The 25,436-nt window shown below is 67.5% G+C and carries 25 protein-coding genes; 6 read left to right on the top strand and 19 right to left on the bottom strand.

The window, feature by feature from the left end; genetic code table 11:
- The 15 genes from CBW50_RS23135 to CBW50_RS23065 all read right to left on the bottom strand — a co-directional run.
- The coding region (locus CBW50_RS23135; RefSeq protein ID WP_216356398.1) for a contractile injection system tape measure protein at positions 1-335 on the bottom strand (335 nt) is incomplete at its 3' end.
- 1 nt (position 336) lies between these two features.
- Positions 337-2,718 carry a hypothetical protein gene (locus CBW50_RS23130; protein WP_086147721.1) on the bottom strand — a complete coding sequence of 794 codons (2,382 nt, stop codon included), beginning with the start codon at positions 2,716-2,718 and terminating at the stop codon, positions 337-339.
- Positions 2,715-3,020, bottom strand: a complete 306-nt coding sequence (locus CBW50_RS23125) for a hypothetical protein (RefSeq protein ID WP_086147720.1) — start codon at positions 3,018-3,020, stop codon at positions 2,715-2,717. The genes CBW50_RS23130 and CBW50_RS23125 overlap by 4 nt, the downstream gene beginning before the upstream one ends.
- Complete coding sequence (locus CBW50_RS23120; protein ID WP_086147719.1) at positions 3,017-3,859, bottom strand: hypothetical protein; 843 nt, start codon at positions 3,857-3,859, stop codon at positions 3,017-3,019. Before CBW50_RS23120 ends, CBW50_RS23125 begins: the two co-directional genes overlap by 4 nt.
- A complete protein-coding gene (locus CBW50_RS23115; protein WP_086147718.1) occupies positions 3,846-7,556 on the bottom strand; it encodes a baseplate J/gp47 family protein in 3,711 nt (1,236 codons plus the stop codon). Before CBW50_RS23115 ends, CBW50_RS23120 begins: the two co-directional genes overlap by 14 nt.
- Entirely contained in the window at positions 7,543-7,977 is a 435-nt protein-coding gene (locus tag CBW50_RS23110) for a GPW/gp25 family protein (protein ID WP_086147717.1), read from the bottom strand. Before CBW50_RS23110 ends, CBW50_RS23115 begins: the two co-directional genes overlap by 14 nt.
- 9 nt (positions 7,978-7,986) lie before the next feature.
- The gene (locus CBW50_RS23105; protein WP_086147716.1) at positions 7,987-8,289 is read right to left on the bottom strand and encodes a PAAR domain-containing protein; all 303 of its coding nucleotides are present in this window, start codon (positions 8,287-8,289) and stop codon (positions 7,987-7,989) included.
- Positions 8,290-8,330: 41 nt separating this feature from the next.
- Complete coding sequence (vgrG, locus tag CBW50_RS23100) at positions 8,331-10,178, bottom strand: type VI secretion system tip protein VgrG (RefSeq protein WP_086147715.1); 1,848 nt, start codon at positions 10,176-10,178, stop codon at positions 8,331-8,333.
- Positions 10,179-10,182: 4 nt separating this feature from the next.
- On the bottom strand, positions 10,183-10,872 hold the full coding sequence (locus CBW50_RS23095) for a peptidoglycan-binding protein (RefSeq protein WP_139842611.1): 690 nt from the start codon (positions 10,870-10,872) through the stop codon (positions 10,183-10,185).
- A complete protein-coding gene (locus CBW50_RS23090) occupies positions 10,873-11,073 on the bottom strand; it encodes a DUF5908 family protein (RefSeq protein WP_086147713.1) in 201 nt (66 codons plus the stop codon).
- Between the two features lie 3 nt (positions 11,074-11,076).
- On the bottom strand, positions 11,077-11,559 hold the full coding sequence (locus tag CBW50_RS23085) for a phage tail protein (RefSeq protein ID WP_226935607.1): 483 nt from the start codon (positions 11,557-11,559) through the stop codon (positions 11,077-11,079).
- 16 nt (positions 11,560-11,575) lie between these two features.
- Positions 11,576-12,034, bottom strand: a complete 459-nt coding sequence (locus CBW50_RS23080; protein ID WP_086147712.1) for a phage tail protein — start codon at positions 12,032-12,034, stop codon at positions 11,576-11,578.
- 53 nt (positions 12,035-12,087) lie between these two features.
- Complete coding sequence (locus CBW50_RS30070; protein ID WP_226935609.1) at positions 12,088-14,100, bottom strand: phage tail sheath C-terminal domain-containing protein; 2,013 nt, start codon at positions 14,098-14,100, stop codon at positions 12,088-12,090.
- Between the two features lie 32 nt (positions 14,101-14,132).
- Positions 14,133-14,990, bottom strand: a complete 858-nt coding sequence (locus CBW50_RS23070) for a hypothetical protein (protein ID WP_086147711.1) — start codon at positions 14,988-14,990, stop codon at positions 14,133-14,135.
- 3 nt (positions 14,991-14,993) lie between these two features.
- Positions 14,994-15,566 (bottom strand): DUF4255 domain-containing protein, encoded by a 573-nt coding sequence (locus tag CBW50_RS23065; RefSeq protein WP_086147710.1) that lies wholly within the window; start codon positions 15,564-15,566, stop codon positions 14,994-14,996.
- A gap of 386 nt (positions 15,567-15,952) precedes the next feature.
- Here CBW50_RS23065 and CBW50_RS23060 point away from each other — a divergent pair, with 386 nt between their 5' ends.
- From CBW50_RS23060 to CBW50_RS23045, 4 genes are read left to right on the top strand one after another with little or no spacing between them, the layout of a single operon-like run.
- On the top strand, positions 15,953-17,233 hold the full coding sequence (locus CBW50_RS23060; RefSeq protein WP_086147709.1) for an arsenic transporter: 1,281 nt from the start codon (positions 15,953-15,955) through the stop codon (positions 17,231-17,233).
- A 46-nt stretch (positions 17,234-17,279) separates the two neighbouring features.
- Positions 17,280-17,909: an NAD-dependent dehydratase gene (locus tag CBW50_RS23055; RefSeq protein WP_086147708.1), complete on the top strand. Its 630-nt coding sequence runs from the start codon at positions 17,280-17,282 to the stop codon at positions 17,907-17,909.
- 47 nt (positions 17,910-17,956) lie between these two features.
- Positions 17,957-18,421, top strand: a complete 465-nt coding sequence (locus CBW50_RS23050) for a GNAT family N-acetyltransferase (protein ID WP_086147707.1) — start codon at positions 17,957-17,959, stop codon at positions 18,419-18,421.
- A 24-nt stretch (positions 18,422-18,445) separates the two neighbouring features.
- Positions 18,446-19,726: a nucleotide disphospho-sugar-binding domain-containing protein gene (locus CBW50_RS23045; protein ID WP_086147706.1), complete on the top strand. Its 1,281-nt coding sequence runs from the start codon at positions 18,446-18,448 to the stop codon at positions 19,724-19,726.
- Here CBW50_RS23045 and CBW50_RS23040 read toward each other — a convergent pair.
- The 4 genes from CBW50_RS23040 to CBW50_RS23025 all read right to left on the bottom strand — a co-directional run bounded on the left by CBW50_RS23040 (position 19,723) and on the right by CBW50_RS23025 (position 23,248).
- Entirely contained in the window at positions 19,723-20,664 is a 942-nt protein-coding gene (locus CBW50_RS23040; protein ID WP_086147705.1) for a DUF2145 domain-containing protein, read from the bottom strand. The two genes, CBW50_RS23045 and CBW50_RS23040, sit on opposite strands and share 4 nt — an antisense overlap.
- On the bottom strand, positions 20,661-21,092 hold the full coding sequence (locus tag CBW50_RS23035; protein WP_086147704.1) for a hypothetical protein: 432 nt from the start codon (positions 21,090-21,092) through the stop codon (positions 20,661-20,663). The genes CBW50_RS23040 and CBW50_RS23035 overlap by 4 nt, the downstream gene beginning before the upstream one ends.
- A gap of 110 nt (positions 21,093-21,202) precedes the next feature.
- Complete coding sequence (locus CBW50_RS23030) at positions 21,203-22,036, bottom strand: HDOD domain-containing protein (RefSeq protein ID WP_226935611.1); 834 nt, start codon at positions 22,034-22,036, stop codon at positions 21,203-21,205.
- A 114-nt stretch (positions 22,037-22,150) separates the two neighbouring features.
- A complete protein-coding gene (locus tag CBW50_RS23025) occupies positions 22,151-23,248 on the bottom strand; it encodes an acyl-CoA dehydrogenase (RefSeq protein WP_086147703.1) in 1,098 nt (365 codons plus the stop codon).
- Between the two features lie 118 nt (positions 23,249-23,366).
- Between CBW50_RS23025 and CBW50_RS23020 the strand changes: the two genes are divergently transcribed.
- Together CBW50_RS23020 and CBW50_RS23015 are read left to right on the top strand one after the other, a co-directional pair.
- Entirely contained in the window at positions 23,367-23,663 is a 297-nt protein-coding gene (locus CBW50_RS23020; protein WP_139842610.1) for a hypothetical protein, read from the top strand.
- A 64-nt stretch (positions 23,664-23,727) separates the two neighbouring features.
- On the top strand, positions 23,728-25,389 hold the full coding sequence (locus CBW50_RS23015) for a SulP family inorganic anion transporter (protein ID WP_086147701.1): 1,662 nt from the start codon (positions 23,728-23,730) through the stop codon (positions 25,387-25,389).
- Positions 25,390-25,436 lie beyond the last annotated feature (47 nt).

Genomic DNA, 25,436 nt, shown 5'->3' with positions numbered 1-25,436 from the left:
CCGGCCGGCGCGGGCACGGCGGCCGCGCTTGTCGCCGGCGCCGCTTCCCGCAAGGCGTCGCGCAGGGCATTGCCCAGCAGTTCGCGCAGGCGGCGCGGCATTTCCGACGCCAGCAGGTGGGCGGGAATCTGGCCAAGGTCGATGTCGAGCCGCCCGATGCGCCGCCGCCGGCCAGGTTCGTCCGCTTCGTCCAGCGCCTGCGACAGCGCCGGCAGCACCAGCTCGCGCGTCAGCGCCAGCAGGGCGTCGTCGGCCATCGGCAGCAAGCGCGGCGCGTCGCTCTCGAACGTCAGGTCGAGGTGCACGGCGTCGATGCGGTGGCAGGGCGTGGTCACGCTAGATCCAGTGCAGGCTGAGCGCCGGGCGGCGGTGCGGCGCGCGCAGGAAACGCACCAGCGCCGCGGAGGCATCGTCGAGCGCCCGCACGACGGCCCCGGCCGGCGCGCCTCCCTGCTGCCAGTCCAGCGTCTGCGCGCGCAGCGCGTCGAGCCACTTGCGGTAGCGGTTCTCAAAATCCTCCATTTCCACGTCGCCAAGCCAGTAAAAGGCGGGCAGGATGTGGGCCGGCAGGTTCAGGCTGACGGTTTCCTGCGCCAGTTTGCGAAATTCCGGGTCCGCGAAGCGCGCCGTCCAGCCGGGAAAAACGATGCTGACCTGGAAGGCATAAAAGCCGTCGGGCGTGGGCGGATGGCTGGCGCGGCCGGCATCGCGCGGGCGTAGCAGCGTGTGTTCCAGCAGGTGCAGGCCTTCGCAGGCCATGTTCAGCTCGCGCAACTGCCGGCTTTGTTCCGGCGAGAGCGACGTGGGCGCCGCAGCGCCGCTGTTCCAGCCGTGCAGGCAGGCGCTGTGCAGGGTGTCTTGCGTGATGCTCAGCAAGGGCATGCCGGCGGGCGGCGGCTGCTGCGCCAGGCGCGCCAGCAGCGCTGGCAGGGAGGCCGCGGCGGCGCCACCGGCGGCGATGCGCAGGCCGAGGCGGCGCAAGGGGGCCGTCAGCGAGCGGCAGCAGGGAAACTGATGCAGGCCCAGCAGAATGGCGACCTTGCGCTGGGCGCCGCTGACGTTGTCCGTATCCCACGCCGGCTGGTCGTGGCGGAAGGCGGCCGCGCGTTCCTTGCCGAGCCCGGCGATGCGGCTCAGGAAGGCCAGCTTGTTTTCCAGCAACCAGGTTTGCAGCGCCTTGCGCGTGCTGAAGTAGAAATTGAATTTGCGCAAAGCTTGTTGCGTGTAGCGTTCGCCATACATGGCCAGCATGACGTCGAGCACGCGGTCGCGGCGGTCTTCGAACGGGTCGTAGCGTTCGCGTATGCGTTCCAGTTCCTGCGCCAGCTCCGGGACGGGGACAGTGTACAGGCGTTCGATATCGGGCAGCATCCGGTTCGTGACGGGCTGGCTGAAATACGATTGCCCCAGCGTCCCGTCGATGGAAAACAGGTCCCGGATATGGGCCAGGTTGCACAGGTAGTTGGCCATGACCTGCTCGAACACGTACAGGTAGCCTTTCAGTTGCCGGGCGCTGGCCCGTTCCGCGGCGGAGGCGCTGGCGGGCAGGCCGTAGGCATTGATGCCATAGATGGCGGGAAACTGGTGCTGGATCGAGTAATAGGGATCGAGCGCGACGCCGGCGCCCCTGGGGGCGCTGATGAAGTGTTCGAGCGTGGCCTTGCGCTCGCGCAGGGCGCGCGACTCGAATTTCAGCTTTTTCAGGCGGTCCTTCGTCCGCTCGATCAGGGCCGCCATCGGGTCCGGCCCGGCTGGCGCCGTCTTCGCCACGGCATCCGTTTCATCGCTGGTCTTGCCCATGAAATGCAGCCTCAGCAAGGGCGCTTCCGGGTCGCACAGGCGTGGCACCGCATCGGCCGGCAGGTTTTCCAGTTCGCCGGCCAGGTCATTGCCCTGGCTGTCGCACAGTTCCAGCGCATGCACTTTCTGCACGCCGTCAATGCCGCGGATCACGCCGATCAGGCGCGCCACGGAGACGCGTTCGCGTGCGTTGCACAGTCCGCTTTCCTGGATCAGGCCGTGTTCCGTGTACGGACCGGCAAACAAGCGGTCGAAAGGCATGCCGTCGGCGGCCGCATGGTCGTAGTCAATAAGTTGCAATCCGGAAATAACATGGTGCTGGCACTGGAAGAAAATGTCCGCATAGATGTCGGCCGGGTCCCGCAGGCTATGGATTTCGATATCGCCTTTCAGGTAGAAATTGCTCGTTTGCAGCACGTCTATGCGCTCCAGGTCCTGGCACAGCGCGCGTCCGGCCGTGAACGTCTTCCTGATCTCCACCTGCACCTGCGGGGCGGCGTCAGGTTCGCCCAGTTTCAGACGTATGCGCGCCAGCCCGTCGTCCTTGCCGTCCTCGATGAGCCAGACGTCCTCGATGTGCGGGATGCTGTCGTACAGGTGGCGCCGCCAGTCGTCCGCCGTCAGCGCTGCGCTGGGGAAGATATCCTGCGGCAGGTGCAGCGCCTGCCGCCCGAGGTCGATGCTGCCGTCGCCGGCGGCCAGATAATCGCCGTGCGGCAGCGAGGAACGGTAAGCCAGGTCGGTCAGCGCATAGCTGAGCTGGTCGAGCATGGTGACGCCGGGATCGTGGGCGTTGTAGTCGGTCCAGTATTCGCCGCACAGTTCCTGCAGCATGGTCATGCCGGCCTGTTGCAGGGCGGCGAAGTCCAGGCCGTCCGGGTCGGCTTCGAGCCGCGCGATGGTTTCGGGCGCGATCATGCGATGCCCGCCGCCTGGCCGCACGCGGCGGGCTGGCTGTCGAGCTGTTCGCGCAGCGCCGCCAGCAGCCGGTACACGCGCTGGTATGGCTGCTGGCCCAGCGCGGCGACGATCAGTTCCAGGTCGGCGGCGCTGACCAGGTAGCGGGCCGCGGGCCCGTCGCCGCTGGCGCCGGCGGCATTGGCCTGGCGGTTCAGGCGCCCGATCAGTTCAAACACGGCCTTGAACGGCAGCTCGGCCAGCGCCTCGATGACCAGCGCGCCTTCGTCCGCGTGCAGGCGCAGCGCCAGTGGCGGCGTCACGGCAGGCCTCCCTCTGCCAGTGGACGGCACTCGTCCATCGCCGGGTCGAACCACAGCTGGGTCAGGTGGACGCGGATGCGCGTGCGCCGCTCGTCCGGCGTGCCGGCGCTATCGAGCGCGCAGCCGGTGCGGATTTCAAGCCGGTAGGGATCGCCGGCCACGGGCGACTCGCGCGTCCAGCGCAGCTCCAGCCGGCTGCACTTGCTGCCGCAGTGGGCCTGGTGATACGTGATGTCGCCTTTGCCGCCCTGGAAGGCGTTGACCGCATAGGCGTGCATGAGTGCGTATTTGCCCGAGCCTTTCTTGCCGGTGCCGGCCATCACCTCGAACGCGTGGCAGCCCGTCAGGTTGCCGGTGATCGGCTGCCACTGGCCGTTTGCCAGCACGCTGGCGACGGCGCGGCCGATGCGGCCGTCGGCCAACACGCGGCCCTGCAGGTCCAGCTGGAAGCGGCTGGCGTCCGGCTCCGCGCTGTCGGCCAGCGTGGCGAAGCGCGCGCCGCCGGGGGCCGGACTGAGTTCCATGGCGCGGCGGTAGGCATCCTCGGCGTTGTCCGTGTCGCCGCGCTCCTGCAGGCCGCCGGTGCCGAACACCAGGCCGCGCCCCGGGGTTTCCATCCTGACGGACCAGATCGCGCTTTTCTGGTCGATGTCGTGATAGAAGCTGAGCAGCCGTCCCTGGCCGATCTGGCCCACTTTCAGGCCGTCGGTCGGGGTCTTGTCAAATTGCTGGTCGACGATGTTGAGCATCGATTCGATCAGTGCCGTGAAGGCATCCTGGGCCGGCATCGCGCCGTGCCGGAAGTAGCGTTTGAGGGTGTCGCGGCTATGCTGGGCCATGGGTAGCCTTCGAGGTGATGATGAAAGTGGCGCCGATATCGAGCGTGTGCAGGTTGGCCCGCTGCAGCGACCCGCCCTCGTGCGCATGGATGTCGATCAGGTGCTTTTCGATGGGAATGGCCACGCTCCACGGGTAATGCCAGGCGATGCCCTGTTTGCGGCTGTCGGCGGCCGTATCGGACAGGACATAGCTGCCCTTGTCCGTGGGCGCCACGCGCAGCATGGAGCAGGCGCCGACGTCGGCAATGTAATCGAGGCCGATAATGTAGGACTCCACTTCGTGCAGCCTGACGTTCCAGCCGAAATGGATGCGGTTGCCCAGCGCGCTCCACGGCGACAGGAAGCGCGAGATATCCTCGTTCAGGCGCGTCATGTATTGGCCGCCAAGGCCGTCCGCCAGCCCCGGCTTCAGGGTCACGCTGCAGCGCACCTGGATCTGTTCGTAGACGGGGTGCTGCACGGCGATGGTGGCGGCGGGCGGCGCCAGGGCGCGTATCCATGCTTCCACTTCGCGCACCAGCTTGCCGTTCAGCTGCGGCATGTGATGCAGGGCGCTGCCTGGCGCCAGCGGCGGCACGACGACGATCAGGATGTGGCCGGGCCGCAGCCATTCGGCAGGGGTATGGCCCTGCGTGCTCAGGTTGGCAAAGCACTTGACCTTGTAGATCTCGGGGAACTGCTGCAGAATCAGCGATTCGTAGTCGGCCGGCGTCACGGCGCGTCCCTTGTGGCGCAGGCGTTCGGCCAGGCGCGTGTGGCGCTGCGCGCGCGTTTCGGCCAGCTGGCCGCCGCGCGTGGCGATGATTTGCGCTATTTTGCCGAGGCCGGCGATGACCTGGCGGCTGCGTTCGATGCTGGCGGCCGGCAGCGACACCTGCGTGGCCGACTGCATGCTGACCGGGTCGCGGCGCACGCACAGCGCCTGGGTGTAGACCGTGTAGACGCTGCAGAAATTGCTCAGCTTGTCGGAGCCGCTGATGCGCAGCCAGTACAGGCCGGCCGGCATCAGCGTGTGCTGCAGGCTGATGTCGGAGGGGATGTTCAGCGCCACCATGCCCGAGGTCATGAAGCCGCCCGTGCTGTCGGAAAGGATGTTGCGCTGAGGCAAGGGCTGCCATTTGTTGTCGCTCAGATAAGACCAGGCGACGGCGCGCGGCGCGTCCGGCAGCGAATCCTCCTGCAGGTGGAAGAACAGCGTCAGCATGGCCGCCTGGTTGCTGGCCGCCAGGCCGATATGCAAATAGCCCAGTTCTTCATACACGGGCAGCAAGGTGGCGCCGCCGTCGGTGGCGTTGCTGAGCGCTTCCCAGCCGTGGGGGTGCAGGTGAAACAGGGTATTGTTCCAGCCTGCGGCCGGCGCGGCGCCCGGCTGCTGCAGGGCGATGCGCGCCACGGCCTCGTAGCTGGCCGTGATGGCCGCCACCAGCGGCGTATAGGGCAGTTCGGGTATGCCGGCCAGGAAGCGGCCGCTCTTGTTGCGCAGATTGCGTTTCATCGCATGCGCCAGCGCCTGCGCGTATTCGCGGTGGCCGAAGGCGAAGCGGGGCGCCGCCAGCGTGAACTTGAAATAGCCGTGGCGCGACGCCGCGCTGTAGGGGCCGTTGCCGGGCGCCAGCGGCGCCGCGCCGCGCCGCATGCGTTCGAGCACGCCGTCGCAGGACAGGCGGATATGCCTGAGCACGCGGCGGCTGGCCGTGCGCGCATAGTCGGTCTGGAACAGGGGCGCCAGCGGCGCCTGGCTCTCCTGCGGCAGCCACACGCCGTCGGCCAGCACTTCCACCCTGGCCTGGTAGGCTTCGGTTTCCACCGTGTCGGAATAGTCGTGGTAATACGCCTTGAAGCCGCCCGCGTCGTCGGGCAGCTCGGCCCACTCCAGGTCGACATGGAAATGCCGCAGATCCTTGCCGGCCGCCTCGCCGGCGCCGACGATCAGGTAGGAGCCGACGACGGGAATGGGACCGAAGGGCTGGAACGGGGTGGCGGCGCTCAGCTGCCCGATTTGGTTGCTCAAAGACAACTGACGATAGCCGCTGACATGCACGGCGATGCTGGCCGCCGTCAGCGTCAAGCCGCGCAGCAGGCCGTACGGGTAGACGTAGCTGTCCGGATTGAGCCGCAGGCGGACCATGGGCACGGCCGTCTGGTAGCTTTCGCCATGCAGGGCCGGCGCATACGCCACCACCGGCGCGATTTCCAGTCCCAGCTCGAACTCGATCTGCAGCAGCGCGCCTGCCGTGGCGTGGCCCTGGCCCGAGGCGGGCAGCGAGGGGTGGTAGGCGGGCACGCGGATCCAGCCCGACGGCCCCGTCACTTCGATCCGGAACAGGCCGCGCAGTATGCGCTGGCAGATGTCGGCCAGTTCCACCCGGTCGACGGTGTTGCCGGATCGCATCTTTTTATGGCGGATCACGGTGATCAGGCGCAGCAGCCGCCATTTCAGGTGCGGCGGGGCAAATTCCAGGCTGATCTTCACGCGGCGCCTGCCTTCGCGCATCAGCAGCACGTTGCTGGCCAGGGCGAAGCCCAGGCGCGCATCGTGCGCCTGGCCCGCTTCGGTTGCGTTCTTGGGCGCGCCCAGCAGGGGCAGCGCGCGCAACGCGGCGGGATCGGTGTAATCGAGCTGGCCCGGCAGCGGCAGCTGCCGGCTCCAGACATGGCTGGGCCATGCCTGCCTGGCCGCCACGCTGCCGCGCTTGTCCATGTCGGTTTCGGGCGAGATATTGCGGTCGCGGTTGAAGTACAGCGTGTGCATGGCCCCGATGCTGGCGTCGCCCACCAGCAATCCCGCATCGGCCAGATACACGGCCTGCCGCCCGTCGGCATCGGGCCGGGCGAGAAATTCGGTGCCCGGCGCAATGGCGATGCTGCCGCCCGTCGGACAGGGCGCCACCACCAGATAGCAGTGGTCGGGGACGGCGGGCAGCGGCGGCGTGCCCAGCATGCCATCGTAGTAGAAATCGAGGTGTCCGCTGGTAAACCGGTTCAGCCTGGCGTGCAACTGCCGGGCAATGCGGATGAAGGCGATCAGCAGCGCCACGGCCGGTTCGTGCTTGCCGCTCGCCAGCGTTTCCGGCAGCAGGCGCGCCGTTTCCCGCTGCACCATTTCGATGGCCGTAAACAGGGTGTCGTAGCTGCTCTTGATGCGCTCGCGCGGCGTATCGGCCAGCGCCGGTTCGGGCCGCTCCTGCTGGTTCAGCAGCCTGGCGGCCTGCAGCGCCGCCTGGGCGTGCGGGTCAGCGCCCAGGCTGCCGATCACGGCGGCCAGCAGCGTGTGCAGCTTGCGCCCGGCGCTGCCGCGCGCCTGCGCCAGGTCGTTGCGCCAGCCTTCCAGGAAGCGGGCCAGGCGCAAGGTCGGCACCCTTGCCCGGGCGCGCGCCGCCGCGTCCGGCGCCATCCCGGCCGTTGCCCACCAACGGTCGAACCTGGCCTGCTCGTACTGCGGCCGCACGGCCAGGATGCGCGCCATGACGATGGTTTCGTCGGCGCTGAAAAAAGGCTTCCAGCTGCCGTCCGGCCGGTCGTCGAGCTGGTAGAAGCCGACCAGGCGGGCGTGCTCGGTGGCCATCGCCAGCAAGACGGGGAAGGACATCTCGGCCAGCGAAAAATAGCCGTCCTGCAGGGGCGCCAGCGCCCGGCAATCCTGGCTGCTGCCGTCGCGCACGAACAGCTGCGGCTGGGGGCGATCACGGCCTGACATCGGTGCCCTCCACGAAATAGAAGGGATACACCATGTTGCTGCGCGTATTCGTCATGCGTATGGTGTAGTGCAGGCAGATGTCGAGCCGGCCGTTGGCGATGTCCTGCTGGCTCAATTCGATGCTCTCCAGCGTGATGCGCGGCTCGAAGAACAGGATGGCGCGCTCGATCAGCGCCTTCATGGTCGCCATGCTGCCGTAATTGACCAGGTCGAACACGTGCGTCTTGATGCCGCAGCCGAAATCGGGCCGCATCACGCGCTCGCCGGGCGCCGTCGACAGCAGGATGCGCAGGCTCTGGGCGATGTCCTCCTCGCCGTCCACCATGGCCGCCTGGCCGCCCGTGCCGCTGGCGCGCTGGCCCTTGCTGAACGTGGGCGGAAAGGCCCAGCCCCGCCCCAGGAAAGATTGGTCTATGCTCATCGTGGTGCGCTAGCCGCCGATCATGACGGTGGGGCAGCCCAGCGTGATCGAGCCGCCGTGGGCGCAGGGGTCGTTGATGCGCGCCGCCGGCTTGCCGCCGATCTGCACCGTCATCGACCCCATGACGATGGCGTCCGGCGGCCCCACGCACAGGCACTGGTCGCCCACCACGGCAGCCGGCAGCTTGCCGATCAGCACCGTCGGCACGCCCGGGCCGATCACCGGTCCGCCCACATGGGGAATCGGCGCCGGGAAGGCGGGCGTTTGCATGGGACAGACGTGCATATCGGTAAGGCGGGCGGCGGGCGGCATGGAATTCCTTTCAGTGGTTGGGGGGCGGCGCTGTTGCGGCGTCAGTTGATCATGACCATCGCTCCCTTGACGGTGACCTGGCCGGAGGCGGACAGCTCGGCGCTGGCCGAACCCTTGGCCACCAGCGCCACCGAGGCGTTGCTGTTGATGTTCATGCCGCCGAGCTTGATGTCGGCGCTGGCGCTGGCCTCGATATTCGTGCCGGCCGTCAGGCTGATCTTGCCGCCCGCCTTGAGCACGATGTCGGCCGGGCTGTCGAGCAGGATGCCCTTGTCGTCGAGCGCCACCTTGTTGCCGTTCTGGTCCGTGACGACGATGGATTTGGCTTCGTCGGACATGACGATGGAGTTGCCGGCCGGCGTCAGCAGGGTCATGACCTTCTTGTCATCGTCGAACTCGACCTTCAGCATGCCCTTGGTGACGATGGCCTTGATGAAATTGTCCGCCGTCAGGCTGTACGGCGGCGTGTGCTTGCTGCTGTACAGGCTGGCGAGCACCACGGGGTTGGACGGGTCGTTGTTGAAATAGCCGACGATGACTTCATCGCCGATCTCGGGGATGAAGAAGGCGCCCACCGTGCTCGAGCCATAGGCGCTGGCCAGGCGGGCCCAGACGCCGACCGTCTTGTTCTGCAGCACGGGCAGGGCAACCTGAATGCGCTGCTGGCCGGCCGGGTCTTCGTCAAGCTTGGTCACCACGCCGATTTGCAGGCCGCTGGCGCCGGGCGCCAGGCCCGACGCCGCTTCGCCGGCGCCCTGGCGGTCGCCGGACCAGTCGGGCGACAGGCCGAACTCGACGTCGGTGCGCCAGTTGCCGTCGGCGATGTGATGTTCGACGCTGCTGACGAATACCGTGCCGCTGAAGCGCTTGCCCACGCCGGCCAGCGCGATCAGGGCGCCCGGCACGGCCAGCGCGCTGCCCTGGAAACTCATGTTGCCGCGCACCCTGGCCAGGGCCGCCTTGACCTGGCGCGCGGCGGCCCAGGCCTTGAGCGCCGCCGTTTCCAGCGGCACCGGGGTTTGCAGCCGCAGCTGCTTGATGCCGCCCACGGCGGCCAGCGTGGCCGCGTCCAGGTTGCCCTGCAGGTTCAGCGAGACGGCCGATGCTTGCTCCTCGGCAATAGCCTGGGTGGACGGGTCCCAGCTTACGCCGGTGACCTGGCTAAATTGCGTGCGGGCGTCGATTTCCGCCTCGAAGCGCATCAGGTCGATGCCATAGGTGACGCTGAGCACGGGCGTCGCGTCCGTCTGCGGCGCCCGCACCGTCACGGCGCGGTCGTCGGCGATCACCAGCAGGCCGTTCGCTTCGGCGCGCGCCAGCACGAAATCCCAGTCGCTGCTGTAGTACTGCACCAGGCCGTGGTAGCTGGCCGTCGTCGCGTCGACGGTGACGCTGACGGCCTTGCCGGCCGCCTTGCCGCCATAGTTGTCGCCGGCCGCGCTGCCCAGGCCGGGGCAGCCCTGCAGCAGGGTGGTGATGGCGGCGCTGTCGGTGCTGTCGACGTGGTTGGCATTGCTGCGGCTCAAGGTCAGCGGGAAGGCCGGATGGCGGCACTCCACGCAGAGCCTGCCTTCGTTGCCCTCGCCGATATACAGCCCGTGGCGCACCACGACGCCGGCAAAGACCAGCGCCGTTTCGCTGCCGTAGCCGGCCTCGATCTCGATGCTGGCGCCGGGCACGAAACTGTCGCTGTTGCTGAGCGCGAATTCCTGCGTCGGCATGTTGCCGTCGTCGAACAGCAGGCGCGCCTGCGACAGTTTGTTGACGCTCTTCGTGATGGCCAGCGACACCAGGCCCACGGTGGCGGGCAGCGCCGTGCCGTTGCTGCGGATGACGAGCTTGAGCAGGCCACTGCTGGCGAGTTCGGGGGAAGGGGGCGGCGTCGGCATGGTCTCAGCGCAGTGGCGGAAAGCGCAGCTGCGTGCCGGGCTTCAGGTCGCGGAAGTTGACGAGGCCGTTGATGCCGGCAATGGCCATGTAGTAGCCGGGATTGCGGTAGATGCGCTCGCACAGCAGCGGCAGGGTGTCGCCGGCGCGCACCTCCACCAGGTGCGACAGGTCCGGCGAACTGAGGTTGGCACGCTGCATGCTTTCCTCGACCGTCATGTCCGACAGCACGCGCAGCGTGACCTTGGCGCGCAGCGGTTCGCCGCTGGGCTTGAACAGCGTGTAGTCGATGTCCACGTGGGTGACCCGGCCGATGAAGTCCATGTCGCCCCACTGGAAGCACACCAGGTTGGGTTCATGCTTCTTGCCGTCGACGAGATAGATCAGTTTCAGCAGTTTCTTGATCAGGTCGCTAACGCTGCGCATGCCGTACAGTTCCACCACGCCCGTGCCGTCGAACACCATTTGCGGCAGGGTCAGCGCCTCGGGCGCGATCTTGTTGAATTTCAGCCGGCCCGCGGGAGCGCCCAGCGTGCTCGCCTTGCTGTAGTGGATGTGCCGGTTTTGCTGGTAGCCCGATGGATTGATCAGGACTTCGAAACCGCCGCTCGACAGCACGGTGCGGATGCCGCTCGTGCTGGTTTCGACGGGGAAAATATGCAGTTTGCTCTTCAGGCCCGTACTCAATCCTCCCATCTAGCGCTCCTGCAGCTGGCTGATGGCCGCGCGGATCAGGCGCTTGCAGTCGGCCAGGATCTGCTCGCGCTGTGTCGCCGCGCTACTTTCCTCGCAGCAACTATTGCCGGGAATGGCTTGCGCGGCCCCCTGGGGCGCGTCTTCCGCGGCGCGCTGCACCACGCTCGATTTGATGTGCAATTGCTGGATGTCGATGGGCATGGTTCAGATCAGGCGGTTGGAATAGGTATAGCTGAGAGTGATGTTTTCGATCGCCACCTCGTTCTTGGTGGAACCGAAGCTTTCCACCTCCCACTTGACGGGGTAGGCGTTGGCGAACGACCACACGCGGATGGGCAGCTTGTGCGCATCCATCAGCGAGACGATGACGGGCTGGGCCACGATGGGCAGCACGAAGTCGAGCTCGAACACGGAACGGCACCACATGACCAGCGGCGAGTAGGGCGGGGCGATGCCGCGCTTGAGCACCAGGCTGCGCGGTTTCATGCCTTTCGGCAGGGTATGCACGTAGCGGTTCTCGCCGCCCTCGACCACGGTTTCCGTATCCAGTTCAGCGGTAATGCCCGACACCTCCTGGAAGGAGGCGTCGGTCAGGCCCAGCGTGGCGCCCAGCGTCACCTTGAAGTAAAAGGCGGACGGCGGGTAGTCGTCCATGCCGGGCAACGAGGGCAGTTCAAGCTTGAACATGGGCAGGCGCCACTCCTTAGCCGTTGGCGATGGTCAGGCCTTCATGCACGATCTCGATGGTTTCGATCGATGCTTCATTGCCCTCGGCCTTCAGGTCCGTGCCCGTGATCTTGGTCGGCCAGGCATTGGCCAGGGTCCAGACCATGGTCGGCGCGCCCGTTTCATCGAGCAGGCTGATGGTGACGGGCACGCGCTTGATGGTGTTCATCTTGATCTGGTTGAACCAGTCCCAGAACTTGTTGTCGGACTTGAAGACGCCTTTTTTCATGGTCACATTGCCCACTTTTTTCAATCCCGGCATCTTAATGACGGAAAATTCGGGGCTGTCGCCATGCCGGTACTTGATTTCCTCGGACTGGATGTCGAGTCCGCTGACCTCCTGGAAGGACATGACCTGGGAGTCCCATTTCACCTGGAAATAGAACTTGGGAAGCGGCCATACCGCCGTGGATTGTTTCGAGCCATCATCTGCCATTGCTGACCTCTTTCATGTGTCGGTGTTCAAGGGGAAGACTGCCGTTGCCTGCATCAGGATTTCTGCATTTGCTGCTGGAAGGTGATTTCGATGAACTCGGCCGGGCGGCTGACGGCCACCAGGATGGTGACGCGCAGGATGCCTTCCAGGATATCGTCGGCCGTCATGGTCTCGTTCAGCCCGACGGCCACGCTGAAGGCGTCGTCCGGCGAGGCGCCGGCCAGTCCGCCCCGTTTCCAGATGCTGGTCAGGAAGTTGCGCGCCATGCTCTTGATGGTGACCCAGGTGTTGGCCACGTTCGGTTCGAAGACATACGCCTTGCTGGCCAGGCGCAGCGATTCCTCGAGCATGATCATGGTGCGGCGCACGTTGATGTAACGCCAGTCCAGGCTGTTGCCGTCGAGCGTGCGCGCGCCCCACACCAGGGTGCCTTCGCCGATGAAGCTGCGGATGGCGTTGACGGACTTGCCCGTGGTGCTCACGTTCAGGTCTTCCTGGTCGTCGTGCGTGATGTTCACGGCCGGCGCGCTGACCGAGGCCAGGCCCACGTTGGCGGGCGCCTTCCACACGCCGCGCGTATTGTCGACCATGGTGTACAGGCCGGCCATGGCGGCGCCTGGCGGCAGCAGGTTCAGATTGCGCTGCACGGCCAGCAGGATGCGCGTGTACAGGGGGCTGATGGCAACGAGGGCGTTGTGCGTCGATTCGATCTGCCTGGCGCCGTCGTCGCGCTTCGACCAGTCCTCGTCGATATTGTCGAGGATTTGCGCCACCTGCTGCGCCTTCAGTTTCGCGCTGGGACTCTTGCCCGGGTCGGCATACACGACGGCCGCCAGTTCGTGGGTCAGCATGTCCTTCAGGGCGCTGCGCTGCTCCTGGTCGAAATGCGTGAAGTTCAGGTCCTTCAAGGCCACGATGGTGGTATTGACCCAAGGGTAATAGGCGGCGCCGAAGGCCAGGAACTCGCTGCTGACCTGGTTGCGGAAGGTGTCGACTGGGGCTTCCCGGTCCTGCAATTCGGCGGCGCCATTGTAGATGTCGAGGATGGCGAAGCGGTTTTTCATCTTGTAGCCGCAATGCATGAGCATCTGTTGCTGCAGCGAGTAGCAGTCGGCTCCCCCCAGCAGCATGGCTTCCGGGATCAGCAGCATGGTCGGTTCCTGCTCCTTGAGCAGCGCGTTGATGCCGGCTTCGAGCTTGTCCTTGGCCGGATCGGCCGCGTAATCGCCGACGGAGACGATGTAGCAGGCGCCGCCGCCATTCTGGAAGAACAGCTGCATGCTGTGGTACAACAAATGCTTGCCCTTGGTGCGGCTCAGCGTGTAGTCGGCCGCGCCGCGGGCCGCCTCGGCCTTGAGCGCGGCCGCATTCGCCAATGCGGCGGCGGCATCGGCGCGGGCCGCCGCCGCTTTCAGGTCGTCCGCCGCCAGCGCTTCGCTGGCCTGGGCCAGCTTGTCGGCCGCGAGGTAGGCGTCTTCCTTGGTTTTTTTATCCGCTTCCTCGCTGGCTTCGGTCCAGGCCTTCTTTTTCGTGTCCGCGTCTTGCCGCAGGCGCAGCGCCTGGGCGGCATTCGAAGCGAGGACCTGGTCGGCGCCCGGGTAGGCCGTTTCATCGAGCGTGCGTTTGGCGGCCGTGGCCGCTGTCTTGGCGCTCTCCAGCGCCGCGGTATAGGCGGTGGTGTCGGCTTCCTTGGTCTCGTCGGTGCTATTGATGAGCGCGACTTTCGCCGCTTGCAGCGTCGCGAGCGCGTCATCGGCGGCCGTGACGAGCGCTGCCGCCGGGTCCGCCTGCTCTGCCACCGGCGCCGCGACGGCGGAGAAATCGCTGACGCCATCGGCCGGCGTCACGGCAAAGCTGAAGCTGGGCGCCGGCGCGCCGCCATAGCACGCTTCAAACTCGGCCATCGAGGTGATGCGCCAGGGTTTGTTGCTCAGGGGCGCGCCCTTGTGGCTGGCGCGTTCCGTGTGGCCGATGAAGGCCGGCACGGCGGTGGCAACTTCGACGACTGAATTGGGGAAGGCGTTTTGTTCAACGATGTAGACCCCGGGAGTTTTATATTGCGCCATCTTGCGTCCTTTTGTAGGTATGTCGTAGGTAATCAGGGGATATAGATTTCTGACACGAGTACCGCTACCGCACTTCCTGCTGCTATTTCCCTCCCGACGGCGGCCACGCTTGCATTGGGCAGTCGCTTGATGAGAATTCGTTCTCCCAGCTCGCCCTGTTCGCGCAGTTGCAGGCGCTGGGCATGGGTCTGGCGCATTTCAATGGCTTGTTCGCTGACGAAGGTCAAGGCCGGGCCGTTGCCGGGCAGGGCGGTATAACCGCGCGCCGTGAAGCGCAGTTCGCCATCGAGGTCGACGATGGCCGCATGCGGCACGCCGGGGTCGCGCAACAGATAGTATTTCCAGTGCATCTTGCGGGCCTGGAAGCGCACGCAGAACCGCGGCGTGCCGCCGCTCGCCAGGGCGCCGGCCAGCTGGACCGGCGACAGCGCGAGGAAAAAGACGGGCTTGAGCGGGCGAAAGCTGCGCGCGGCCAGGCCGGCCATCTTGTTGGGGACGACAGGATCGCTCCACGCCGACTGGTCGGCATAGTCCTGCGCATGCAGGCGCCAGCAGCCAGGCTGTTCCTGCTGCGCCTGGGCGCTGTGGAAGTACAGGCAGGCGTCGGGCGCGGGCCGGTCGAGCGCCGTGTAGAGGAAAAAGTGGCTGTCGCCGGAAAAAACCTGGAATTCCAGCTCGTCCTGCTGCGCCAGTCCGGCCAGCAGTTCCTCGCGCGCCGCGCTCTGGCACAGCAGGAGCAGGCCGTTGGCGGCTGGACGGGCCAGGATGCCCAGCCTGTCGAGCAAGGCGGCGCAGCGCGCCGTCGCCTCGACGCGGAAATTGCCATTCGACGCGGCGGGAAAGTAGGCATGGCTGACGGACAGCTGCAGCACAATGGCGTAGGCGTTCATGCGTCAGTGTCCCGCGCTGGTGACGGGCTGCGCCACCGTCGTCGCCTGGCCGGCCAGCGGGCCGGCGCCGTAGCCGATCATGCGCACCTTGTACAGCACGGAGGGCAGGTAATGTCCGCTCAACATGCCCCATAGATTGCTCAGTTCATGGGTTTTGAGGTTTTCCATGTCGAGCAGCAGCTTTTCAATGCGCGCATCGAGTCCGGGCGTGACCTGGTGGTCAAAGACGGGCGTGTGCTGGAAGAAGCCGATGGCGCTGGAAATGAACTTGAGCGCTTCGGGATAGTTCTTGTCGCTGAAATTGGCCGCCACCACCACGTACAGATTGAGAAACAGGGGCTTGCCATACACGGCGGCGCGGCCGGCGCCGTCGTGCGGCGCATAGGATTGTTGCGGCAACGTATCTTTTTCGATATTCGCCAGGCATATCACGAGCTTGTTGGCTATGTGCGGCGCCACCGAGCCATTTTGCGCCACGATGTTCGAGACGACGACGATATCGTCGGCCAGCTGGTGGCTGCGGCGCAGGAACTGGTTCAGCTGCTCCGCGATGTGCTCGATGGCCGCGCTGATCATGCCGGGCGGACAAAGGTGCAGTGACCCTGCATGGCCAGTCTTGCTCCCGCGCGGCATGCGGCAGTGGCCAGACGGCCGTGCCGCCGTGTGCCGTGCCTGCCGATTTTTCGCGCTGGATGGGAGCTCATGTCTATGCAATAAAAGTATGATTGCATTAGTGTCACACGTTTGAATGTGTGAGATTCTCACCAATTATTTCATTCTATCAACATTCTCGTGCCGCCGCGCCGACAGCCATATGGACGCCGCCGCCAGCCGGTTTGCGAGTGCCGGCATTGGCCGTTTTGCATTTATTCAATAATTCCAGTAATATTGAAATATTGAATCTCCACCCAGGCCGCGGCGCTTCCTGCCCGCAATGCCGCATCGCACGGAAGCCACACCGCATGCTGACCGCTTTCCTCATCTTTCTCGCCACCCTGACCCTGGTGATCTGGCAGCCGCGCGGCCTGGGCATCGGCTGGAGCGCCGTCATCGGCGCCTGTGTCGCCTTGCTGGCCGGCGTCATCCACTGGGGCGACCTGCCCGTCGTCTGGCACATCGTGTGGAACGCCACCGGCACCTTCATTGCCGTGATCATCATCAGCCTGCTGCTGGACGCGGCCGGCTTCTTCGAGTGGGCCGCGCTGCACGTGGCGCGCTGGGGCGGCGGCAGCGGCAGGAAACTGTTCGTGCTGCTGGTCTTGCTGGGCGCGCTGGTGTCCGCCGTGTTCGCCAACGACGGCGCCGCGCTGATTCTCACTCCCATCGTCATCGCCATGCTGCGGGCATTGAAATTTTCCGCCAGGGCCACGCTGGCCTATGTGATGGCGGCTGGTTTCATCGCCGACACGGCCAGCCTGCCGCTGGTGGTGTCGAACCTGGTCAATATCGTTTCGGCCGACTTTTTCAAGATCGGCTTTGCCGAGTACGCGTCCGTGATGGTGCCCGTCAACGTCGTCGCCGTGGCCGCCACCCTGGCGGCCTTGCTGCTCTTTTTTCGCCGGGATATTCCGCGCGACTATGATCTGGCGCAACTGAAACGCCCGGCAGCGGCCATCCGCGACCTGGCCACCTTCCGCGCCGGCTGGCTGGTGCTGGCGCTGCTGCTGGCGGGGTTTTTCTCGCAGGAAGCCCTGGGCGTGCCCATCAGCCTGATCGCCGCCGCGGGCGCCGCGCTGCTGCTGGGCGTGGCGGGCAGGGGGCAGGTGATTTCCACGCGGCACGTGCTGCGCCATGCGCCGTGGCATATCGTCGTCTTTTCGCTGGGCATGTATCTGGTCGTGTATGGCCTGCGCAATGCCGGCTTGACGGCTTACCTGACGGGCATGCTCAACCATTTCGCCCAGTACGGCGTGTGGGGCGCGGCCATGGGCACGGGCGTGCTGACGGCCGTATTGTCGTCCGTGATGAACAACCTGCCGACGGTGCTGGTGGGCGCGCTGGCCATCGACCCGACGACGGCGCAGGGCGCCGTGCGCGAGGCGATGATTTACGCCAACGTCATCGGCAGCGACCTGGGACCGAAGATCACGCCCATCGGCAGCCTGGCCACCTTGCTGTGGCTGCACGTGCTCGATAGCAAGAATATCCACATTTCCTGGGGGTACTATTTCCGCGTCGGCATCGTGCTGACCGTGCCCGTGCTGCTGGCGACCCTGGCCGCGCTGGCGCTGCGCCTGTCCTGAGTTCCGTGTATGGTGGTGTCCGTGAGCAACTTTATACTGGGATGCAATGAAATTACTGCTCGTAGGCGCTACCGGCCTCGTCGGCAGCGAAGTGCTGCGCCTGGCGCTGACGGATGCGCGGATCACGGCCATCGTGGCGCCCGTGCGGCGGCCGCTGCCGCCCCATCCCAGGCTGTCCGCGCCGCTCATTGATTTCGATCAATTACCGCCTGACGCATCCTGGTGGCAGGCCGATGCCGTCATCTGCACCCTGGGCACGACGATGAAGGTGGCCGGCACCCGGCAAATATTTTCGCGCGTGGACCACGACTATCCGCTGGCCGTGGCGCGGCTGGCGCTGGCGGCCGGCACGCGCACGTACGTGCTCAATTCTGCGGCCGGCGCCGACGCCGCTTCGCGCATTTTTTACAACCGCGTCAAGGGCGAGCTGGAACGCGGCCTGGAGCAGCTGGGTTTTGCATCGCTCACGCACGTGCGGCCCGGGCTGATCGGCGGCGAGCGCGCCGTGGCGCGGGCGGGCGAGGGCGCCGCCTTGCGCATCCTGCGCGTGCTCGGTCCCGTGCTGCCGCGCCGCTGGCGCATCAATCCCGCGCCGCGCATCGCCGGCGCCTTGCTGGAAGCGGCGCTGGCCGCCGCGCCGGGCGTGCATATCGTCGGTTCGGCGCAGCTGGCATGAATGCGCATCGCCTATAATCGGCATTCATGTTCTTTTGAGTACAGAAAATGCAAACAGTACGTCCCTACCGGTCCGGCGACCGCGACGCCTGCCTGGCGCTCTTTGACGGCAATACGCCGCGCTTTTTCGACCCGTCCGAGCGCGCGGACTTTGCCGCCTGGCTCGATACTTCGACGCATCCGTATCTGGTCATCCTGCGCGACGGCCGCATCGTCGCCTGCGGCGGCCATGCCATCGAGGCGGGCGGCAGCGTCGCCAGCCTGTGTTGGGGCATGGTGGCGCACGATGCGCATGGCCAGGGACTGGGCCGGGCGCTGACGCAGGCGCGCCTGGACGCCATCGGCGCCGTGCCGGGAATCGCCAGCGTGCGCATGAATACCAGCCAGCACACGCAAGGCTTCTATGCGGGCTACGGTTTCGTGACGGTCAACGTGACGCCGGACGGCTTCGGGCCCGGCATCGACCAGTGGGATATGGTGTTGCAGCTGCCGGCGCGCGGCGCGCACCGATGAGCGCCGCCAGGCACGGAGGGCGGCATGGCTGCTGACAGCCCGCCGCTCGTCATCGTCGCCAGCAGCGGCACGGGCGGCGACATGCAGCCGTTTATCGCGCTGGCGCGGGGCTTGCGGCAACGGGGGCGGCGCGTGCTGCTGCTGGTGCCGGGCTGGCAGGAAGCGGCCGCGCAGGCGTCAATGTTGCCGTATCGCACCTTCGGCAGCGCGGAAGAGGGGCAGGCCATGCTGGGCAACCCGGGCCTGTGGGATGAGCGCAAGGGCTGGGGCGTGGTGTGGAATGGCCTCGTGCCCCACCTGGGCGCTGTGCGCGACATCGTGCGCGGCTTGCCGGACGGCGAGGCTTGCGTGGTGCTGTGCCACCCCATCCTGGTGCCCATGGCCGCCCTGGCACGCTCGGCGCGCCCGGACCTGCGCATCGTCGCGGCCTACCTCGCGCCATCGAATCTGTGCAGCAGCCATGATTGCCTGGCGGCCGGCTCGCTGCGTATTCCCGCCTGGGTGCCGCTGGGCTGGCGCCAGGCCCTGTGGCGCATGATCCACCGCACCATGATCGATCCGCTGATGCTGCCCGGCCTGAACGGCGCGCGCGCGCGGCACGGCTTGCCGCCGGAGGCGCATTTTTTCGCGCACATGCTGGCCGCGCCGGACGCCTCGCTGGGGCTGTTTCCCGCCTGGTTCGCCGCGCCGCAGGCGGACTGGCCGCCGCACTTCGCGCAAGCCGGTTTCACCGCCGCCGCCCCGGATGGCGCCGCGGCGCTGCCGCCGGAGCTGGAACGCTTTCTGGACGAGGGCGAACCACCGATCGTGTTCACTCCTGGCACCGGGCACCAGCACGCGCAGCGCTATTTCTGCATCGCCCTGGAGGTCTTGCGGCGGCTGGGGCGGCGCGGCTTGTTCCTCACGCCCCATGCGGCGCAACTGCCGCAGCATTTGCCGCCGAACGTCATGTGGCAGGCGCACGCGCCGTTCGCGGCGCTGTTGCCGCGCGCGGCGGCCATCGTGCACCACGGCGGCATCGGCACCAGCGCGGACGCCTTCCGCGCGGGCATCCCGCAACTGATCGTGCCGTTCGCCTACGATCAGTTTGACAACGGCTGGCGCGCCAGGCGGCTCGGCGTGGGCGAGGTCTTGCTGGCTAAGCGCCTGTCGGCGGGGCGCATGCGGCGGCAGCTGGCGCGCCTGCTGGCCGCGCCCGAGGTCCAGCTGGCGTGCGGCGACGTGGCCCGCCGGATGGCGCAAGGGCCGGAAGCTGCCGGCCTGCTCGATCGGGTGGAGGCGGCGCTGGCCGCCCGGACTGCTTAGGGCATGCTGCGCGGCGTATCGTCGAGGGCGATGACGCGGTCGTCCGGGCCGGGCACGCAGCCGTCGGCGATGGCTTCCCAGCCGCGGTGCACCACCACCTGTTTGCCGTCGTGGCAGATTTCCACGCGCTCGCTGGCGGGCAGGCGCTGGCGCGCGAACGCTTCCAGGCTGGCCGGCAGGCTCACTGCCAGCCGCATCGTGCCGATGGCCTCGGGCGGATGGTCGTCCATGTGCACGAGGGGCACGAAGATTGAACCGAGCATCAGCCAGCGGGCGCCCACGTCGACGGCGGCGGGGGTGTAAGGCGCCGCGCGCAGCCAGTCCTGGGCGCGCGCGCGCAAGTCGCTGCCCTCGGCCAGTTCGCCCCAGGCGGCGGCCAGCATTTCCACCACCCATTGATTGCAGTTCTGGTATTTCAAATTGAATGCATACGCGTTGGCGCTGTAGCGGCCCGCCAGCAGCTGCTGCACGCGCACCGGGTCGAGCAGGGCGCGGCGCAGGGGCGGCACGGTTTCCGCCGGCAGCTTCACCAGCGAGATGTAGCCGAGCGAAGGATTGGCCGTGCCCATGGCGAAACCGGCCGTGCCCTGGTCGAAGATGCGCGGGCGGCCTTCGTCGCAGGCGTAGTACAGCTGGCGCGCGGACCAGCCGCTGTCGTTGTCGTGGCGCCAGGCCAGCGCGGCGTGGGAATAGCGGATGCCGAAGCGGGCCAGGTCCAGGCCGGAGCGGCTGATCAGGGCCACGCTGCCTTCGCTGGCGGCCAGTTCCTCGCGCACGACGGCGGCAAAGCGCAGCAGCCGGTCCTGCTCCGTGGCCGTGAGTTCCTGGGCGCGGTCGCAAAAGCGCGACGAGGCGAGCGAAGTAGCTGCCTGGACGGCGCCAGCCAGGACGAGGGCGGCGCAGCCGGCCAGCAGCGGCGCCAGCTTGCGCAAAATCAAAGGCTGACGGGACGCGTGGCCAGTTCGCCGTACCAGTCGTCGGCCAGCACGAGGAAGAAGGCGGCGCGCGTGTCATTGCGCGAGAATTCGATGCCGTAGGCGCGGTTTTGCGCATGCACCACGTCGCCCTGCGCCAGTTGCTGCTTGTCGAGCGCCGCCTGCGGCAGGTCCAGCACCAGCGGCGTGGCCGTGGCGTCGGCCTGCATGGTCAAACGCGTCATGCCGTCGCGGCCCGGCACGGCGGCCACGTCGATGATGCGGTAGGGGCCATTGGCCACCTTGTTGTCGCGCGAGGAGCTGTTGCTCGACCCGTTGAGCGAATCGGAAATGCTGCCGCTCGACTGGGAACCGGCGCTGGAGGCCGAGGAAACGAAGCTGTCGGCGTTGGCGTTGCACGCCACGGTCAGTGCTGCGGCCAGGCCGAGCATGCGTAAGGAGATAGTCAAGGCAGTTTTCCAGTGGACTGATAGGCAGTGGAGGATATCAACGAAAGCGGGCCGGGTCGTTTCCGGCCTGCGCCATCATAGCAGATCGTCTTTCAGCTGAGGAGTACGGCGATCAGGCCCCTGGCCTCGGCCGAGGGCTGCTCGCGCAGCGCGCGCAGCACGGGATCGCTGTCCAGGTAGGCCCGCAGCCGGTCGCTGACGGTGATGCTGGCCTGCGGCAGCGGCGAGGGCACGGGCGCCAGCGCCTTGGCCAGCAGCAGGGTGTCGCGCAAGCCTTCGGGCGGCAGCATGATGGTCGAGCCTGGCAGGGCGACTATGGCGTCAGCCACGGCCTGCGGCACGCCCAGCTGGCGCATCAGCGCGCGGCCGACGAGTTCCAGCGCGGGCGCCATCTGCGCTTCCAGCTGGGCGTACAGGCCCGGCGTCTTGTCGGCCTGGGCCAGCAGATAAAAACCGGCCACTTCATGCACGATGCCGGCAAACAGCGCCGTATCGGCATCCGTCTGCGTGACGGCGCCGGCGATTTCATGCGACAGGGCCGCCACATGCACGGTATGCGCCCACAGCTGGGTGGCGCGGGTGCGCAAGGCCGTGTCGCGGATGCCGGCGTTCAGCTGGCGGATGACGGCCGCCGTCGCCAGCGAATACAGGTTGCGGTGGCCCAGGCGCTCGACGGCCGCGCGCACGCTGGTGACGGCGGGCGCCTGGCCGCGCGCGAACATGGCCGAGTTGGCCAGCGCCACGGCGCGGGCCGACAAGGTCGGCTCGCACAGCAGCAGCCGGCTGATGTCGGCCGAATGGCAATCGGGGTTGGCCAGCTCCTTCTGCAGGAGCAGGGCCGTATTGATGCTGGTAGGAAATGCCAGGGTTTCCGTTTCGGCGCAGGCCATGAGCTGGGCCAGGCTGCTGAGCGTGTTGACGTGCATGGATGGGGGCCGGGAAGTCGCGATGCCCGATATTATCAGGCAATTGCCGCTTGCATGGCGTCCGCATGCCGAAGCGGCCATGCGCGGCATGGCGGCGTGCCGGGTTCCTGCCGCTTATGGCAACAGCAGCGCATGCTGGCTGGCCGTATGGAAATCGCGCCACACGCGGTTGATGGCGCTGTCTTCGCGCGCCGCGTACAGGCCGCAATACGGATACAGGCCGTCGACGGCCGCGCGGCAGACGGCGACCAAGTCGAGCGCGCTGTCCTGCACGGCCTGCATGGCGTCCGCGTCCAGCGCCGCGCCGCCTGCCACCTGCGCCCAGCTGGCGTCCAGCACGGCGTAGTAGCGGGCGCGGGCGGCAGAGCAGGCGTCTTTTTTGCTTTGCAGCAAGGATATCACTGCCGGCACCGCCAGCAGCGGCAGGCCGGCGCGCGCATGGCGGCGGTGGCCCATGCATTCCTCGGCCAGTTCCATGAAGTGCCTGGCCATGCCGGCCACGTTGGCGGCCAGGGTCACGTAGGCGAGCGAGTAAAACGGGTAGCGGTACAGGGGGCCGGCGGCCGTCGCGGCGGACGCATCGATGGTGAAGCCGTGTTCCTTGCCGACCCATGCGCCGTCGATGCGGTAGCTGTGCGAGGCGCTGGCGCGCATGCCGAGGCTGTTCCACGAGGGCAGCAGCTGCACCTGCGCGGCCGGCACGAGGAAAGCGCGGATGCGCGGCCTGCCTTGCTCGTCGAGCAGGGGCTGGCCAGCGCGCTGCAGCCGGGCGTTCAGGGTGAAGTGGGTCGCCATGGGCGCGCCGCTGGCGTAGTCCCAGCTGCCCGTGATGCGGTAGCCTTCGCCCTCTTCCTCCGCGTAGCCGGTGGCCGCGCCGCTGCCGCCCAGGCAGACGCGCGGCGTGCCGATGATGGCCCGCGCCAGTTCCGGCGCCAGAAAGCCGGCGAACCAGCCGGCGCCCGCGCACAGGGTCAGCACCCAGCCCATGCTGCCGTCGGCGGCGGCCACGGCTTCTTCCAGGCGCACCGCCTGCGGCAACGGCAGTTCCGCGCCGCCCGCGCTGCGCGGCGCCAGCATCGTCAGCCAGCCGCGCCGGTGCAGCAAGGCTTGCTGGACCGGGTGCAGGAAGCGGGCGGCGTCGGCCGCTTGGGCGTGGCGCGCGACGCGGCGCGCGTCGCGCTCGGAAAGGGGAGTAATGGCAGCGTGCGGCATGAGGAAAGTCCGACAATGGCAAAGGCGGGCATTTTCGCACGGCGCGGCGTGCCGGGGATAGTCTGCGCCTGTTGCGGCGCCAGTCCGGCGCCTGTAAGCTGCGGGAAAGGGGAAAAACATGTGCAAAATCGTCCATGCAGGGAGCGCGGCGGCATTGCTGTTGTGCCTGGCCGCTTGCGCCAGCGTGCCGCCACCGCCGCCGGTCGTCATGGTGGGCAAGGAAGACATCATCGTGGCGGGCCAGCGCGTCCACACGGTGCAAGAGATGCTGGCCGTCCTGGCCGAGAAGAACATTGCCAGCGTTGCCTTGCGGACGGAGCCGGACGTGCCCCATGAACGCATCGGCGCGGCGATCTATTCCATCGTTCGCGCCGCCAGACAAGTGACGCAAGCGGGCAGCTCCGCGGCGCCGTGAGCCCGCATGCCGCCGTTTTGCCGCACCATGGCGCGGACCCGTGCCAGCCACCAGGAGCCTCGCCATGAGCACACCGGCTGCGACGCAAACGAAGCGCTGGCAGGATGTCAGCGCCGGCCTGTCGATTGCCGGCCTGCTGCTGCCGGAAGCGGTGGCGTATGCCAGCATCGGCAACCTGGCGCCGCAGGCGGGCATCCTGGCCCTGTTCGCGGGCCTGCTCTGCTATGGCGTGCTGGGCACGAGCCGCTTTGCCATCGTTTCGGCCACCTCGTCGTCGGCCGCCGTGCTGGCCGCGGCCATGGCGTCCATGCCGGGCGGCACGGCGGGGCACCGGCTCATGCTGATGGCGGGACTGGTGATGCTGACGGGGGGATTTTTCCTGCTGGCCTGGGTAGCCAGGCTGGGCAGCGTCACGCAATTCATCGCCAAGCCCGTGTTGCGCGGCTTTTCCTTCGGCCTGGCCATCGTCATCATCGTCAAGCAGCTGCCCGGCGTGCTGGGCGTGCAGCCGCCGCAGGGCGACGTGCTGCATCTCGTGCCCGGCTTGCTGGCGCGGGCGGGACAGTGGAACGGGCGCGGCGCGGCCCTGTGCGCGGCGGCGCTGCTGTTGCTGTTCCTGCTGCGGCGCGCGCAGCGCTGGCCCGCCGGCCTGATCGTCATCGCGCTGGGCATCGGCGCGGGCCGCTGGCTGGACCTGCCCGGCCACGGCGTGGCCCTGGTGGGCGCCATCGACGTCAGCCTGGCCATGCCCGTCCTGCCGCGCCTGACCCAGGCGGAATGGACGCGCCTGGCCGAGCTGGCGTTTGCGCTGGCGCTGATCCTGTATGCGGAATCGTATGGCGCCATCCGCAGTTTTGCCTTGAAGCACGGCGACCCCGTGGCGCCCGAGCGCGACTTGCTGGCGCTGGGCATGGCCAATGTGCTGGCGGGATTGCTGCAAGCCATGCCCGTGGGCGCCGGCTATTCGGCCACGTCGGCCAACGAGGCGGCCGGCGCCACCTCGCGCCTGGCGGGCCTGGTGGCCGCCGCCGTGGTAGGCGTCATCGTGCTGACCCTGCTGCCGCTGGTGGCGCTCACGCCCGTGCCCGTGCTGGCCGCCGTGGTCATCCATGCCGTCAGCCATACCCTGAACCCCGTTTCCCTGCAACCCTACTTTGCCTGGCGCCGCGACCGCCTGCTGGTGCTGGCGGCGATTGCCGGCGTGCTGCTGTTCGGCGTGCTCGACGGCTTGCTGGTGGCCATCGCCATCAGCCTGCTGCTGATGCTGCGCCGCCTGTCGCGGCCCGGCATGTCCGTGCTGGGACGGCTGGGCGAGAGCCACGACTACGTCAAGCTGGCGCTGCACCGCAATGCGCGGGCGCAGCCGGAGCTGCTGATATTGCGCCTCGACGAACCCTTGTTCTTTGTCAATGCCGAGCGCAGCCTGCACCTGGCGCGCGCCCTGGTGGAAGAGCGGGCCGGTCCGCTGCGCAAGGTGATCCTCAGCCTGGAAGAGTCGCCCGACCTCGATGGCAGCAGCGTCGAAGCCTTGCGCGACTTCGCCGCGTTCGTGCGCCAGCAGCGGCTGTCCCTGGCCCTGGCGCGGCTGAAGGAGCCGGCGTACATGGTGCTGCAGCTGGCGCTGGGCGACCTGCTGGCCGTCCAGGCGGGGCCGGCGCTGCTGCTCAGCGAACTCAGCGTGGCCGAGGCCGTGCGCCTGCTGGACGCTGCCGCGCCTGAAAAGTAGCGGCGACTATGCTACGCTGGCGGCCAGGCGATGCATATCGGGAGATG

The organism is Janthinobacterium sp. GW458P (assembly GCF_002127585.1).
In the GTDB taxonomy this organism is placed as follows: Bacteria; Pseudomonadota; Gammaproteobacteria; order Burkholderiales; family Burkholderiaceae_D; genus Janthinobacterium.
The sequence above is the reverse complement of the archived record's forward strand: the minus strand, read 5'-3'. Positions and strand labels throughout refer to the sequence as shown.